The 15,155-nt window shown below is 71.5% G+C and carries 12 protein-coding genes and 1 tRNA gene; 7 read left to right on the top strand and 6 right to left on the bottom strand.

Features of this window, described 5'->3' with window-relative positions; translation table 11 throughout:
- The first annotated feature begins 83 nt into the window (after positions 1 to 83).
- Together DSM104329_RS26795 and DSM104329_RS26800 are read left to right on the top strand one after the other, a co-directional pair.
- Positions 84 to 1,217, top strand: coding sequence for a M23 family metallopeptidase (locus DSM104329_RS26795; protein ID WP_259312929.1), 1,134 nt, complete (start codon positions 84 to 86; stop codon positions 1,215 to 1,217).
- 197 nt (positions 1,218 to 1,414) lie between these two features.
- A tRNA-Phe gene (locus DSM104329_RS26800) sits at positions 1,415 to 1,487 on the top strand.
- 461 nt (positions 1,488 to 1,948) lie between these two features.
- On the opposite strand, the gene DSM104329_RS26805 is transcribed toward DSM104329_RS26800, so the two are convergent.
- The 4 genes from DSM104329_RS26805 to DSM104329_RS26820 form a co-directional block, all read right to left on the bottom strand.
- Positions 1,949 to 2,512: a hypothetical protein gene (locus tag DSM104329_RS26805; protein ID WP_259312930.1), complete on the bottom strand. Its 564-nt coding sequence runs from the start codon at positions 2,510 to 2,512 to the stop codon at positions 1,949 to 1,951.
- An 8-nt stretch (positions 2,513 to 2,520) separates the two neighbouring features.
- Positions 2,521 to 3,069, bottom strand: coding sequence for a hypothetical protein (locus tag DSM104329_RS26810; RefSeq protein WP_259312931.1), 549 nt, complete (start codon positions 3,067 to 3,069; stop codon positions 2,521 to 2,523).
- A 215-nt stretch (positions 3,070 to 3,284) separates the two neighbouring features.
- A complete protein-coding gene (locus DSM104329_RS26815; protein WP_259312932.1) occupies positions 3,285 to 3,689 on the bottom strand; it encodes a cupin domain-containing protein in 405 nt (134 codons plus the stop codon).
- Positions 3,686 to 5,692 (bottom strand): molybdopterin-containing oxidoreductase family protein, encoded by a 2,007-nt coding sequence (locus tag DSM104329_RS26820; protein ID WP_259312933.1) that lies wholly within the window; start codon positions 5,690 to 5,692, stop codon positions 3,686 to 3,688. The genes DSM104329_RS26815 and DSM104329_RS26820 overlap by 4 nt, the downstream gene beginning before the upstream one ends.
- Before the next feature lie 454 nt (positions 5,693 to 6,146).
- Here DSM104329_RS26820 and DSM104329_RS26825 point away from each other — a divergent pair, with 454 nt between their 5' ends.
- Positions 6,147 to 6,878, top strand: coding sequence for an HD domain-containing protein (locus DSM104329_RS26825; RefSeq protein WP_259312934.1), 732 nt, complete (start codon positions 6,147 to 6,149; stop codon positions 6,876 to 6,878).
- A 51-nt stretch (positions 6,879 to 6,929) separates the two neighbouring features.
- On the opposite strand, the gene DSM104329_RS26830 is transcribed toward DSM104329_RS26825, so the two are convergent.
- Entirely contained in the window at positions 6,930 to 7,361 is a 432-nt protein-coding gene (locus DSM104329_RS26830) for a hypothetical protein (RefSeq protein ID WP_259312935.1), read from the bottom strand.
- 150 nt (positions 7,362 to 7,511) lie between these two features.
- Complete coding sequence (locus DSM104329_RS26835) at positions 7,512 to 8,246, bottom strand: TetR/AcrR family transcriptional regulator (RefSeq protein ID WP_259312936.1); 735 nt, start codon at positions 8,244 to 8,246, stop codon at positions 7,512 to 7,514.
- A 224-nt stretch (positions 8,247 to 8,470) separates the two neighbouring features.
- Here DSM104329_RS26835 and DSM104329_RS26840 point away from each other — a divergent pair, with 224 nt between their 5' ends.
- From DSM104329_RS26840 to DSM104329_RS26855, 4 genes are all read left to right on the top strand, one after another.
- Positions 8,471 to 10,993: an MMPL family transporter gene (locus tag DSM104329_RS26840; RefSeq protein ID WP_259312937.1), complete on the top strand. Its 2,523-nt coding sequence runs from the start codon at positions 8,471 to 8,473 to the stop codon at positions 10,991 to 10,993.
- 148 nt (positions 10,994 to 11,141) lie between these two features.
- The gene (locus DSM104329_RS26845; RefSeq protein ID WP_259312938.1) at positions 11,142 to 12,254 is read left to right on the top strand and encodes a flavin-containing monooxygenase; all 1,113 of its coding nucleotides are present in this window, start codon (positions 11,142 to 11,144) and stop codon (positions 12,252 to 12,254) included.
- A gap of 299 nt (positions 12,255 to 12,553) precedes the next feature.
- Complete coding sequence (locus tag DSM104329_RS26850) at positions 12,554 to 13,117, top strand: ATP-dependent endonuclease (RefSeq protein WP_259312939.1); 564 nt, start codon at positions 12,554 to 12,556, stop codon at positions 13,115 to 13,117.
- 287 nt (positions 13,118 to 13,404) lie between these two features.
- Positions 13,405 to 15,153, top strand: coding sequence for an MOSC and FAD-binding oxidoreductase domain-containing protein (locus DSM104329_RS26855; RefSeq protein WP_407655952.1), 1,749 nt, complete (start codon positions 13,405 to 13,407; stop codon positions 15,151 to 15,153).
- Positions 15,154 to 15,155 lie beyond the last annotated feature (2 nt).

The raw sequence follows: 15,155 nt of genomic DNA on the forward strand, positions 1-15,155 counted from the left end.
GAACCTGACCGGTCGCTCGCCAAACCTGCGCAAAGCTGCGGGACCGTGCGTGTGTGCGCTCGCACGAGCCGACCCTGTCCGTGATGAGGATGGTCGGGACGGTTGTGCGCGGGGAGGCGGCGGGGATGGTCGTCGCCACGTTCGCGGTTGCGCTCGCGGCTCCGGCGGCGGGCGCGGCCGGCGGGGCCGCCACCGCGCGCGCCGCGTCGGCCGGCGCTCGCGCGACGGGCGTGGTCGCGTCGACCGCGGCGCTGCGCGTCGGCGGGTCCGCGTACTTCGGGCCGCCGGGCTCCGGCGGCTCCGCGTACGGCGCCCCGCTGCATCCGGTCGACTCCCGGCCCGTCGCGACCTTCCTGCAGGTCGCGCCGCGGCGCGTGCGCGCGGGCGGGCTGCCGCAGGTGCGCTTCCGGGTGCGCCAGCGGGGCGTGATCACGGTGACCGCGCGCGTGATGGTGCTCGCCTCCGGCCGCCGTGCCTCACGCAAGCCGGTGCTCGATGTGCCGGTCGGGCGCGTGGCGGTCGGCCACACGGTCACCGTACGCTGGCCGCGCAAGGCCAAGCTCGCCGCCGGGCGCTACAAGGTCAGCCTCCACGCAACCGACCCGGCGGGCCGGACGCTCGCCCGGCGCGGCTATCCGGGCCAGGCGATGCTGCAGGTGTTCAAGCCGCCGCCTCCGCCGAAGCCCAAGCCGAAGCCCGCCCCTCCCGCTCCGGCGCCCGCACCGGCCCCGACCCCGGCGCCCGCTCCCGCACCGGCTCCGGCCCCTGCGCCGGCCCCGACTCCACCGGCGATCACGACGCCCGGCGTGTTCCCGGTGGCCGGCCCGCACACGTTCGGCGGCGAGGACGCCCGCTTCGGCGCCGGCCGTCCCGGACATGTCCATCAGGGCCAGGACGTCACCGCCGCCGCGGGCACCGCCGTCGTCGCCCCCACCGCCGGCGTCGTCACGGTCGTCGACTACCAGGCCGCCGGCGCCGGCTACTACGTCGTCATTCGGTCGGTCGACGGCCGCGACTTCTTCCTCTGCCACTTCCTCAAGGGGTCCACCGCCGTGTCCGTCGGCCAGACCGTCGCCCCGGGCACCCTGCTCGCCCGCGTCGGCGCCACCGGCTCCGCGACCGGCCCGCACCTGCACTTCGAGATCTGGATCGGCGGCTGGCAGCAGGGCGCCCCGATCGACCCCCTGGCCCAGCTCAAGGCCTGGGAGCCCGGATGAAGCGCGAACCCGCCCGCGACCGCCCCTCCCGCCGCCGCCCTGCGACCCACGTCTGCCCCGCGTGCGCGGGCACCTGCACCTCCCCGATCGAACGCCCCCTCGAGCACGACTGCCGCGCGGCTCGCGTGGCCGCCGCCAGGCGCCGCCGCCGCGACCGCTGACCGCCGCCCGGGCGCTACCCTTGGACGCCTCATCACGGCGAGATAGCTCAGTTGGTAGAGCACACGACTGAAAATCGTGGTGTCCCCGGTTCGAGTCCGGGTCTCGCCATCGGAAACAGCTCTGGAACCTGAGCCTTGTTCGCGACTGGCGCGGAGCGGGAACAAGCCCTTTCGGCCGGCACTCCCAACGGCTGCGACTACGCCGGATCGCCGAGCGGCTCCAGACTTCGCCGCGCGTGGCGGTCGGTCGGACGGACGCGTCCGGCCGCTTTCGTACAGAAGTTCACAGGATCTTGTGAACCGAAGACCGTCGGCCGCATCGGCGAGCTGCGGCCCATGGCGCCGGTATAGACCGGCGATCGGCTGTGGCGCCTCGAGGTAGCGGTCGAACGGCGAGCCGACGCGGCGGATCTCGCCGAGGGTGCAGGCAAGGAGCTCCGCGAGGTCGGCGTCGTCGCGCGGAGGCTCGTCGATCCGCATCCCGACGGCACGAGCGAGCGCGCTCGCTCGCTCGGGTCTCGTGGTAGCTGCGAAGGTCAGGGCGGCCCTCGCGGTACCGGTCGGCAGCCATTAGGCGTCGAGAAGGTCGTGTAGGCCGAGTCCGCCGGCTCGCCGTGGCGCGCGAACCGGCCAGCCGTCGTCGTCGAAGCGGAGCCGTTCGAGATAGTCCAGTGGCTCGACGGCGATCGCGCGCAGTTCGTACTCGGGAAACGTCGACACCTGATGCGCGCCGAGGAAGGTGCTGCGAATTCGGCCGGCGACGTCACGCGGTCGTGCACGTCCGCCTTCGAGGAGGCACGCCCATGAGCGCTGCCAGCGCGAGATCAGATCGGCCGTCGTCCAGTCGCGCACACCGGCTGGCGAGTTCGCGTTGGGCGGCGCGAACAGCGCGGCGACCTCGGCGTCGCGCCACCGCTTGGGGTCGTTGCGACCACGAGGTACCCGCGCTCGTACTGCGAGGAGCCGTCGACGACCGACATGGCCTTGAGCAGGTCCCAGAGCGTCTGATCGACGTCGAGCACCTTGACCTCGACAACGGCCGTCGGATGCCGGCTCTGACACGGCCTCAAGGATGGTCGCTTGAAGTGGCCCACCGACGTCGGTGTTGGTCTTGTTCGTAGTGTCGCGGATCATCGCGGCTCTCAGAAGACCGAGTCCGGAAGGACGAGATCCGGGACGCTCGCGAGCACGTCCGGCGGCAGGTCGATGCGCTGGCCGCGGCAGAACGCGCGGAGCTGGCGGTAGTGGAAGCCCGCGTGCCAGCGCTGGTACTCGACCAGGGAGCGGAAGGACATGTCGCCGCGCGACGAGTGAACCTCCCGGTCGTGCAGGGGCAGTTGCGCCTCCTCGTCGGCGAGAAAGCCCAGGTAGCGATCCGCGATCGAACGCCCGAAGTCGTGGACCCCGCGGCTGGAGCGCAGCTCGAGCTCGACCTCGTCATCGCGTTCCGGCTGCCAGTCAAAGCGCCCCGTCCGCCACGCGGCCGGCAGCAGCCCGATCGGATAGGACACGTTCACCGTGAGGTTCCTCAGCGAGCGGCCGCGCGAGGGTGTCGGCTTGATCAGGACCTCCCAATCCAGGAGGGCGATGCTGTCGCACCAGGCATCGAGGATCGTGTAGATGTCCCACGCCAGCCGCTGTCCCTGCGCCCGTGGCTCGAGCGGGAGGCCGAGCGCGGCGGCGATCTGCACGGGATGCATGATCGGCGTAACCGCGGCGTCGACCACGAGCGACGGCACGACCGGGCGCCCGAGCGAGATCCACCGGCGCTCGCCCTCGCCGTCGAGAACGTTGATCGATTCGAACTCGATGTTGTTCTGGCCAAGGAACTCCCTGGCTAGGGCACACGACGCTCACCCGGGCCGCCACACCAGGGCGACGGAGCTCTGCCCCGCGTCCGCCGGGCTCACGGCCAGAACCCGTCCATCTTCTCCGGTGGCGCCGCGGCGCAGCGCGTCGAGAAGATCAGCAGCTGCGCTTCGGCGTCGGTGTCGTTGTGGACGGAGTAGAACTCCTCGCCGGTCATGCGCACCGCGGTCCGGGGTCCCGCCGCGAAGACGTCGTCGCCGACCTTGAACGTGACCGTGCCGGAGATCACGAAGAAGACCTCCTCCTGGCCCGGGTGGCGGTGGCCGTAGCTGCCGCGGCCGCCGGTCCCCGGGAGCATGCGCCGCCAGCTGAAGGACACCTGCTCGGTCCCGAGCGCGTCGCTGTACCACCGCTGCTCGCCGTAGCCCGGGTACTGGGCCATGAAGTCCAGCGCGTCCTCGCGTGCCGCGATCGAGTAGCCGCCGGCCGGCCTGGAGCTCATCTGCCACCCCCCACGTCAGGCGCCACGTCGACCCGGTTGTCGTTGAACGTCGGCGCCGCGCCCATCTCGGTCAGCGCCTGCGACGTCGTCGCCTGCGCGCTCAGCCCGTCCGCGTAGTCGCAGTTCCACCAGCCCATCGGCGCGACGACGACACCGGCCGCAGCGTCATCAGACACCCGTGCCACGCAGCGAAATGAGCCGCGATCGTTGAACACGCGCACCCAACCGCCATCCTCGATCTCGCGCCGCCTCGCATCGGCAGGGTTGATCACCACCATCGGCAGCGGCTGCGCCGACCGCTGGCGCTCCTGGTTGGCGAACGTCGAGTTCAGGAACAGGTGCGTCTTGGGCGTGATCAGCGCCAGCGGGTAGCGCTGCGCCAGCGACGCGTCGGCGACCTCGACCGGCGCGACGTAGCTCGCATGCAGCGCGGCACGACCCGTCGCCGTCCCGAACCGGCCCTCGGCGTGCGGCAGCGGACCCTGCCCGAGATCGACCTTCGCCCAGCCGCGCTCGCGCAGCCCCGGCAAGGACGGGCCGGTCGCCAGGAGCGCGTCGAGCAGCTGCTCGTCGGACTCGCGCAGGCACGGGTCGTCGAAGCCCAGGCGCGCCGCCAGCAGGCGGAAGATCTCGGTGTTCGGCTTGGCCTCCCCCAACGGCGCGATCGCCGGCTCGTTGAACGTCACGTAGTGATGACCCCACGAGAAGACGACGTCGCGGTGCTCGAGCGCGGTCGTCGCGGGCAGCACGACGTCGGCGTGACGCGCCGTATCGGTCACGAACTGCTCGAGGACCAGCACGAACAGATCGTCGCGGGCCAGCCCCGCCAGCACCCCGCCCTGGTCGGGCGCGATGACCGCCGGGTTCGAGTTCCAGACGACCAGCGCCTTGACCGGCGGGTCAAGCGCCCGGTCGGTCAGCGCCCGGCCCAGCTGCGCCATGTTGACGTCGCGCACCGGCCCGGGCCGCAGGTCCGCACGAACGAGCGCACCCCGGCTCAGCGCCGCCGTCGTGGCGAGCGGGATGTACGAGCAGCCGCCACCGCGATCGCGCCAGGCCCCGGTGAGCGTCGCCAACGACGCGATCGTCGCGTAGGCCTGCACAGCACCCATGTGCCGCTGCGCGCCGACCCCGAGCCGCAGCAGCGCCGGGCGCGTCGTGGCGAACGCCCGGCCGACGGCGGCGACCGCCTCCGCGTCCACCCCGCAGATCCCGGCCCAGCGATCAACCGGATAGCGGTCGAGCACGGCCAGCAGCTCGTCATAGCCATCGGCATGCGTGCGACAGAACTCCTCGTCCTGCAGGCCGGCATCGACGATCGCGCGCATCATGCCGATCGCCAGCGCCGCGTCGGTCCCCGGCCGCGGACGCAGATGCTCGTCGGCGACCCGGGCGGTACGGCTGCGAAACGGGTCGACCACGACCAAACGAGCGCCGGCCGCCCGCGCGTCGAGCAGCCGCCGCCAAAGATGCGGCGCGGTCGACATCGGGTTCCAGCCCCACACCAACAGAAAGCGGGCGTTCGGCCACTCCTCCGGATCGACCTCCGGCGAGACGCCGTGCGCCATCGCCGTCCCCGTGTAACCCGCGGTGGCGCAGATCGTGCGCACGAGGTTGCTCGCCCCCAGCGCGTTCATCAGCCGCGCGCTCATGAGATCGCCCTGGATCAGGCCCTGCGTGCCCATGTACGAGTACGGCAGGATCGACTCGCCCCCGTGCTCGTCGCGCGCCCGCCGCAGCGCCGTCGCCGCGCAATCCAGCGCCTCGTCCCACGACGCGCGCCGCAAGCCGCCGTCCTCGCGCACAAGCGGATGCAGGATCCGCTCCGGCGAGTACACCCGCTCCAGGTAGTTCGACACCTTGCCGCACAGAAAGCCACGCGTGATCGGATGCTCGGGATCGCCGACGACGCGCGTCGCGCGCCCGTCCTCGACGGTCACGTGCATCGCGCACGTGTCGGGACAGTCATGCGGACAGGCGGCACGCACGATCCGGGCGGCCATCGGCCGATCGTACGCCCGGACGGAGCGGGCGGGCAACCGGGATCGGTCTTTGCGGCGCGGTCGGGGCGCACGCCGGCGCGGTACCGGCGAGCACCCCGACCTGTTGCTGGATCGAAGCAGGGACGGCCGCACACGTCGTCGTGAGACCGATCATGGGGAGCTCGAGGCGGCTGGCGTCGGCAGGCTCTCCCCGTTTCGACTTCCTCACCATCACCGACGGCGAACCGGAGCGACTCATTGAGTTGAAGTCCTCTGACGTTGACGCGGCAGGTCGAGACAGGTCCGCCTCTCGATGCTGGCGTCACAGGACTCGCGCTTCGGCGACGGGACCTGACGTAGGACGCGCGCGGAGCCCGGCCTCGCCGAGCAGGGCGTCCCGGAGGTCTGGCGCCATGGGATCCTGGCCCGCCGCTCGGCATTGGCAACGAGCAGCGGCCTGGACCCAGTTCAGCGTATGCTCGCCGGGCGCGAATCCGTAGCCGTCGAGGAAGCAAGCGAGGCTGCAATGGCGAGCGGGGCGAATCCGGAGGAGCAGACGGTCGAAGCCGGCGCCGCAGCGGCGAACGCGGCCCGACCTCTCACGTGGCGGGACATCCGCGGCACCATCCGGCGCCACGCAGACGAGTTGATATCCACTGAAGCCGAGGCTGCGGCGCTCAGGGCGTTACGGGCCGCCACGGGCGAAACGGACGGCGACATGGAGCGCCACACGATGCGCCAGTACCTGATCGCGGAGCGCATCGCCGACACGCGCCGCATCCCGTATGACCGCGAGCTGCTGCTCTGCGCGTCGTTCCTCCACGATTCCGGTCTGTATGGGCCGGCCAGCACCGGCGACGTGTACATCAAGGACTCCGCCCGCTACGCGCGTCGAACGCTTGAGCCGTTCGGCTGGCCGGAGGAGCGGTTGCGGGTGTGTATGGACGCGTGTGAGCAGCACCACGCATTCACGACGCGGTGGTGGATGGCAACGGAGGTCGAGCTCGTCCGCCGCTCCGATCTGGTGGAGGTGTATCCCGAGCTCAGGCGGTTCGGCATCCCGCGGCCCTGGCTCAAGGGCGAGCTTTGGCGGGCGGTTCCGCGCACCGGGTTCTGGCCCGCCACGCTCGATGTCGTCCGCACCCACTGGCGGCGGATGCTGCCGGGCATGTTCCGGCCGCCGGCACCGGGGCAGTCGGGAACTTGAGCGGGCGAGCGACGCCGCCCGTGTCAGCCGCCACCGTGCGCTGCGCAGCGCCTACCGGAAGTGCAGGCCGGCCGCGATCTCGACGACGATGATGGCGGCGACCACCCAGTCGACGGCCATGCAGAAGGGCGGCCACCACCGCGTGCCGGCCACGAAATGGGTGCGGTGCTGCCAGAGGTCCTTCAGGCCGTGGCCGACGAAGCCGGCGACCAGCAGCCACGGAGTGCCGGTGACCGCGGCGACACCCACGATAACGAAGGCGAACGCCACGCCGCTCTCGACAGCGATGATCCTCGCGCGTCCGTCGGACACCGCGAACCCGACGTAGATCGCCGCGATGGCCGCCAGGCCGAGCGCGTACACCGTCGAGCTGTCGAGCCACCAGAACAGGAGCGGCGTCGCGGCCTGGATGACGCCGACGCCGATGCCCCCGATGAGCGCCGCGCGGTTCGACCCGGACGCCCACACGAACGTCTCCGGCACGGCTGCATCCTACTGCGAGAAACGGTCTGTGCTGATCGTCGTCATGGGTGGACACCGGAACGGGAACCGACGCCACTCTCGAGGCCGCGGGGTTGACCCCCGTGTCGGATGACATCCACGCCCTCACGGGTGGGCCGGCGGCCGGGAGCGTCACGCGGGCGCGGCGGATGCGGGCGTGGGATCGGCGGGTGGCGGGAATGCGCGGATGACGGCATCGACGATGTCGTCGACGAAGGGCTTGGCGATGCGCTCGCGCGTGATGAGGAGCCGGGTCCACATCGGGCCGACGAGGAGGTCGATGATGAGCTCCTGGTCGATGCCGGGGTCGAGCTCGTGGCGCGCGATCGCGCGGTTGAGGGCGCGCCGGTAGGCGAGCCGCCGGGCGTGGATCACGGTGTGCAGCAGGTCGGCGATCTCGGGGTGGTGACCGGACTCGCGGATCAGCCGCGGCACGAAGGCGCCGCCGCCGTTGGTGAAGACGGCGACCGCGCTCGTCAGCAGCGCGTGGAGGTCGCCGCGCAGGGTGCCGGATGCGGGGACGTCGATGGTCTGCAGGGCCAGTTGCTCGACGGCGGCGGCCGCGACGGCGGCTTTGGACGGCCAGCGCCTGAGGATCGTGGTCTTGGCGACGCCCGCGCGCTTCGCCAGCTCGTCGAGACGAAACCCCGCGTAGCCGCCCGAGGCCAGCAGCTCCAGGGCGGCGTCCAGGATCCGCCGGTCGATTCCCGGCGACGGCGGGCGACCGCGACCGCGCCGCCCGGAGCCGTCCGGCTGATGCTCGAGTGATGATTCCGCACGCACGTCAGCTTCCGCTACCGATAGTAGCGTTGACGTGGCCCCGATCCCTCGAAAGGAGGCTAACAGAGCCGCAATAGACGACGTCATATTTTCGCTACCAGAAGTTGCACTCCTCGGGACCGGCGGACTAGGATCGGCGGGTCTGGGCGCGGCCCGACGGCCGCGGCGCTCCAGCGCAGTGAGTGAGGGGAGCTATGAGCACGCAGGCGTCGCGGGAAAGCCGGCGGACTCGACGAGGGGGGTTCGGCCCTCGCCGGCTGGCGGGATACGCCACCGCCCGCCCGAAGCGCGTCCTCGCGATCTGGGGGCTGTTGGCGCTCGTCGGCATCGCGTTGACGAGCGGGCTGCTTTCGAGCGCGCTGACCACGGACAGCGGCGTCACGTCGAAGCCCGAATCGCAACGCGCCCAGGACCTCATCGACGAGCGGCTGCCCGGCTCTGACGCGCTCGACGAGTTCGTGATCGTGCGCTCAGGCCAACGGACCGTCCGCGACGCCGCGTACGCCGCGCGCGTCAGGCAACTCGCCGGCGAGCTTCGTGCCCTGGCCGATGTTCGCAGCGTCGCGACCTATCAGGATCCCGGCGGCGCGGCCCTCGTATCGCGCGACGGCCACGCGACGCTCCTGCAGATCGTGATGAGAGACGAGCCCAAGACGACGTCGGTCGATCACATGATCACTGCGGTCCAGGCGGCGAACGGCCAGGGCGGCTTCGCCGTGCACATCACGGGCAAGAACACGATCGACCGCGACTTCACGAAGATCTCTGAGTCCGACCTGCAGCAGGGCGAGCTGCGGTTCGGGCTTCCGGCGGCGCTGATCGTGCTGGTCGTGGTCTTCGGGACGCTGGTCGGCGCGGCGATCCCGGTGATGATGGCGATCCTCTCGATCGTCGTGGCCATGGGCCTGGTCGCGGCGGTCGGTCAGGCGTTCCAGCTGAACATCTTCGTGGTGAACATGCTCGTCGCCATGGGCCTGGCCCTCGGTATCGACTACTCGTTGTTCATCGTCTCCCGGCTGCGCGAGGAGCGCCACCGCGGCGCCTCGACGCATGAGGCGATCCTCATCGTCGCCGGTACCGCCACCCGCGCGGTCGTCTTCAGCGGCGTGGCGTTCATCCTCGCGATGCTGGGGATGTTCCTGATGCCGGACGCCACGCTGCGCAGCCTGGCGGTGGGCGCGATCGCCGTTGCGTTGGTGTCGATCCTCGTCGCGCTCACCTTCCATCCCGCGCTGCTGATGGTCCTCGGTGACCGCGTGGACCGACTGCGCGTCCCGTGGATCGGGAAGCGCATCGCCGAGAGCATGGGCGAGGAGGGGCGCTTCTGGGGCGGCGCCGTCCGCGCGGTCGTCCGCCACCCGGGCCTCAGCGCGACGCTCGCCTGCACGCTGCTGCTCGCCGCCGCCGTGCCGGTGCTCGGGCTCAAGCTCGGCGCCTCCGGCCCGCAGTCGCTGCCGGACAGCACGGTCGGCAAGCAGGGCCTGATCGCCCTGGAGCGCGACTTCCCGACCGGGGCGACCACACCGGTCCACATCGTCGTCGACGGCCCGCCCACCAACGCCCGGGTGCAGCGCGCGATCACCGCGCTGCGCGGCGAGCTGGCCCGGGATCCGGACTTCGCCGCGCGCGCGACGACCATCCAGCGCGGCCCGCAGATCACCGTTCTGTCCCTCCCGATGACCGCCGATTCGGCGTCCGAGCGCGCGACCACGGCCATCAACCGGCTGCGCGACCAGGCGGGCGCCGCGTTCGCGGGCGCCCCGGCCAAGGTCCTCGTCGGCGGGATCCCGGCCGAGAACCGCGACTACTTCGCGATGGTCAGCAGCGACCTGCCGCTCGTCATCGCCTTCGTGCTCGCGCTGAGCTTCGTGCTGCTGACGCTGGCGTTCCGGTCGATCGTCGTGCCGCTGACCGCGATCGCCGTCAACCTGCTGTCCGTCGGCGCCGCCTACGGCCTGCTCGTGCTGGTGTTCGTGCATGGCGTGGGCGCCGACGTGTTCGGTTTCGGGACGGTCGAGCGCATCGACGCCTGGGTGCCGGTCTTCCTGTTCAGCGTCCTGTTCGGCTTGAGCATGGACTACCAGGTGTTCCTGCTCAGCCGCATCCGCGAGCGCTACGTCCAGACCGGCAGCACCACGGACGGCATCATCCACGGCGTCAGCTCCACCGCCCGGCTGATCACCGGAGCCGCGCTGATCATCGTGGTCGTGTTCACCGGCTTTGCGACCGGCGAACTCGTCGGCTTCCAGCAGATGGGCTTCGGCGTCGCGATCGCTCTGCTCGTCGACGCCACCATCGTCCGCACCGTCGTCATCCCCGCCGTCATGCAGCTCCTCGGCGACCGCAACTGGTACCTGCCGCGCTGGCTTGAGTGGCTGCCGAGCGTCAACGTCGAAGGCCAGGCCGTCGCAGCAGCGCCGGTCGCGGCACGGCTCGACGCCGTCGGCGACGCCGGCCAGCGGGCGACCGCTCAGGCGGCGGAACCCGCCGTCGCGAACGGCGCCGGCTTGCGCCTGGCCGTCGAGGGCCCCGACGCCGGCCGCGTCACCATGACGGTGGCCGGCGATCTCGATCTCAGCACCGGCGACGAGTTCGCAGCCCAGATCGCGACGGTGGAGCGCGAGCGCCCGGCGACGATCGTCATCGACCTCCGCGACACCGCGTTCATCGACTCCGCCGGGCTCGCGCAACTGGTCGGCGCCACCCGGCGCGCTCGCGCTGAGGACCGCCGCGTCGTGCTCGTCACCGGCTCCGCCGCCATCGAGCGCGTCCTCGCGGTGAGCGGCGCCGACGAGGTCCTGGAAACCACCACGAACCCGACAGGGCTCGACTGATCCAACATCGTCGTTCGCATGCCGACCGCGCGACACAGACCAGCAAAGGAGACGGGATGACCGCACCGACTCGGGAGTTTCAGCGCGAAGCCGTCGGCCTCGCCGAGCATCACGAGAGCGGGATGATGTTCTCCTTCGACGTGACGCCATGAGCGCCACCGCCAACGGCGCGCAGCGACGCGAGGTCGTCGTGATCGGCGGCGGCCAGGCCGGCCTGGCCGCCGGCTACTTCCTGGCCCAGCAGGGCCGCGAGTTCACCATCCTCGAAGCCGCCGGCGAGCCCGCCGCTGCCTGGCGGAGTCGCTGGGACTCGCTGCGCCTGTTCACGCCGGTTCGCTACGACAGCCTCCCCGGCCTGCCCTTCCCAGGGAATCCCGACAGCTACCCGAATCGCGACGACGTCGTTGCCTACCTCACCGAGTACGCGCAGCGGTTCAAGCTGCCGGTCGAGTTCAACAGCCGCGTGCAGGCGGTGAGAGGACGCGACGGCGGCGGCTTTCGGATCGAGCTCGCGGACCGCAGCTATGAAGCCGACCAGGTCGTGGTCGCCACGGGCCCGTTCCAGGTCCCGTTCACGCCGCCGTTGGCTGCTGGCCTCGGCCCTGACGTGGTGCAGATCCACAGCAGCCGCTACCGCTCACCCGCGGACCTGCCCGCAGGAATCGTGCTGGTGGTCGGCGGCGGCAACACCGGCTACCAGGTCGCCGCGGAGCTCGTCCAATCGCGCGAGGTCCATCTGGCGGTCGGGACGCGGCAGACGCCGCTGCCCCAGCGCATCCTCGGCCGCGACCTGTTCCGCTACCTCCAGGTCACCGGGCTGATGGACAAGACCGTGGACTCGCGGCTCGTGCAGCGCCTGAAGGACAGGGAGACGCTCATCGGCTCCAGCCCCCGGGCCGCCCGGAAACAGGGCATCCACACGCGCCCGCGCGCGGCCGCGGCCGAGGGCTCGACCGTCACGTTCGCCGACGGTTCAGCGCTCACCGTCGACGCGGTGGTATGGGCGACCGGGTTCCGGCTCGACCACTCGTTCATCGACCTGCCCGTGTTCGACGACCGTGGGCGGGCCACGCACCAGCGCGGCGTGACCCGCATCCCCGGCCTGTACCTCCTCGGTCTGCCTTGGCAGTACACGCGCGGCTCAGCGCTCCTGGGTTGGGTCAAGGACGACGCCCAGTACATCGCCCAGCGCATCGATGCGTTCGCCCAGGACAGCGCTGCGGCGGCGGCTCAGGTGCCCGAGCGCCCGGTGGTGTCGTGACGGCTTCCTGATCGTCGACGGCGGCGTCGTCTTCCAGCAGCGTTCCCCGCAGATCGCGACGCTCCCCGTCTCGACGTTCCGGGCGCTCGGGCGTCAAGGGGTGCTGTGTGAGTCGTGGACCTTCTCGTCGAGGGGCGGTCCGGGGGCGCGGTCGAGTGACTCGCGCCACGGTGCGAGCACCATGGCGCAAGGATGCCCGTCGCGGTGTGATCAGAGTGGTGGCCGGGGCCGCGCTGCCATTGCTTCTCCTGCCGCATGCGCGTCGTGGCCCGTCATGCCACGCTGGTGGGGCCGTGGTCATGAGCGCCCTCAGCCGACTCGCTCGGGATGCCCCGGACGCCGTCGTCCTCGTCGAGGGCGTGAGCGATCAACTCGCGGTTGAGGCGCTCGCCGCCCGGCGCGGCCGCGACCTGGCGGCCGAGGGCGTCACCGTCATCCCGATCGGGGGCGCCGGGAACATCCGGCGCTGCCTCGAGGTGTGCGTCTCCCAGGGCATCCGGGTCGCCGGCCTGTGCGACGCCGGCGAGGCGGACGACTTCCGGCTCGCCGTCGAGCGGGCCGGCCTGGGCTCCCAGCTCGGGCGGGCCGGCTTCTACGTCTGCGACGCCGACCTGGAGGACGAGCTGATCCGCTGCCTCGGCGCCGCGCATGTCGAGCAGATCGTCGAATCCGAGGGCGAGCTCGGGCGCTGGCGGACCTTCCAGAAGCAGCCGGCGCAGCGAGCCCGCAGCATCGAGGCCCAGCTGCGGCGCTTCATGGGCACCCGCGGCGGGCGCAAGATCCAGTACGCGCCGGTGCTCGTCGGCGCGCTCGATCTCGCCCGCGTGCCGCCGCCGCTCGACGACGTGCTTGCCCACGTCTAGAGACTTCATGAGGACTTCCATGTCGAGAAGCCCCGACCGGCTCCGCTCACCATGTGAAGAGCCGCGAAAGGCGCGGCCGACGACACCAGGAGACCACCCTGCCGAAGTCCCTGCTTCTCAAGCACGGGGACCAGCCCGGCCGTGAGAGAGACCGCCGGCGCAGGCTCGTCGCCGATCTGGCAGCGACGGACCCCCGCCCGTAGAGTCGCTCGCGTGAGGGCGGCCACGTCGTGAACACGAACTCGAGCCGCTCCGAAGCCAGCCATCCCGAGGCCGGCGGGCGATCAGTGGGCACGCTGCTGTCCGTCAACGTCGGCCTGCCCAAGGACGTGCCGTGGCAGGGCAAGACCGTCTTCACCGGCGTCTTCAAGGACTCCGTCTCCGGTCCTCGCCACGTCGGCAGGCTCAACATCGACGGCGACGGCCAGGGCGACCTCGGCGGACACGGCGGCGAGCAGCGCGCCGTGTTCGTCTACCAGATGGACTCCTACCGCTACTGGGAGCGTGAGCTCGGGCGCGACGACTTCGTCCCCGGGCAGTTCGGCGAGAACTTCACCGTCGAGGGGCTCAGCGACGACGACGTCTGCATCGGCGACCGCTATGCGATCGGCACTGCGGTCTTCGAGGTCACACAGCCTCGGGTCACGTGCTACCGCGTCGGGATCCGCATGAACGAGCCGCGCATTCCCGCGCTGCTCGTCTCGCACCACCGTCCCGGGTTCTACTTCCGCGTGCTCGAGGAGGGCGACGTCGAGGCAGGAAACGACATCGTCAAGCTGGCCTCCGGTCCCGAGCAGATGCGAGTCGCCGAAGTCGACGCGCTGCTCTACCTGCCCGGTCACACGCGCCAGGGGCTGCTTCGAGCGCTTCGCATCCCCGCGCTCAGCCCCGGCTGGCAGACGTCGTTTCGCGCGCTGCTCGACGCCGAGCCAGGCAGCGGCAACGCCGGACTGGCGGTCACGAGCCCGCCTCCCACCTGGCCCGGCTTCCGTGAGCTGACGGTCGCGGCGATCACCCGCGAGAGCGACTCGGTGATCTCGATACGCCTCGACGATCCCGAGGGCGCGCGACTGCCGCCGGCCGGCCCGGGTCAGTACCTCACGCTGCGAGCCCGGCCCGACGGAGCGCAGCGGCCGGCTCTGCGCAACTACTCGCTCTCCGGGCCGCCCGACGGCGGCTACTACCGGATCACCGTCAAGCGCGAACACGACGGGGTCGTGAGCGGCTACCTGCACACCCGTCTCGCCGTCGGCGACCGAGTCGACGTGGCCGCACCCCGCGGCACCTTCCTGCTCGACCGCACGGATGCGCCCGTGCTGCTGATCAGCGCCGGGATCGGCGCCACCCCGGTGCTCGCCATGCTGCACGCGCTGGCGGAGCAGCACTCCGATCGGGCGGTCTGGTGGCTGCACGGCTCGCGCAGCAGCCGCGACCACCCGTTCGCCGCCGAGGCGCGCGATGCCATCGCGTCGCTGCCCAACGTGCGCAGCCGCGTGTACTACAGCCGCCCCGGTCCGGACGACCGGCCAGGCCGCGACTTCGACAGCACGGGCCGCCTCACCGCGGCCCTGCTCGCCGAGCTCGACCTCCCGCGCGATGCCCAGGCCTACGTCTGCGGGCCCGCGCCCTTCATGGATGAGATGACCGCCGGTCTGGCGGCGACGGGCATCGATGCCTCGGGGATCCACACGGAGCCGTTCGGGCCCGCGCCCGGTCTGACGCCGGGCATCGCGGCAACACCGGCACGGACGCCCCACCCACCCGCCGGCCCACCGGGCAACGGCCCGACGATCGAGTTCGCCCGCAGCAACCTCGCCATCCCGTGGAGCAGCGACTACGCCAGCCTGCTCGAGCTCGCGGAAGCGTGCGACGTCCCGGTCCGCTGGTCCTGCCGCACCGGCGTCTGCCACAACTGCGAGACGACGGTCATCGCCGGCAACCTCCAGTACAACCCCGTGCCGGTCGAGCCTCCCGCCAGCGGAAGCGCGCTCATCTGCTGCTCGCAGCCCGGCGAGGACGTCGTGCTCGACCTGTGAGC

The organism is Capillimicrobium parvum (assembly GCF_021172045.1).
Classification (GTDB): domain Bacteria; phylum Actinomycetota; class Thermoleophilia; order Solirubrobacterales; family Solirubrobacteraceae; genus Capillimicrobium; species Capillimicrobium parvum.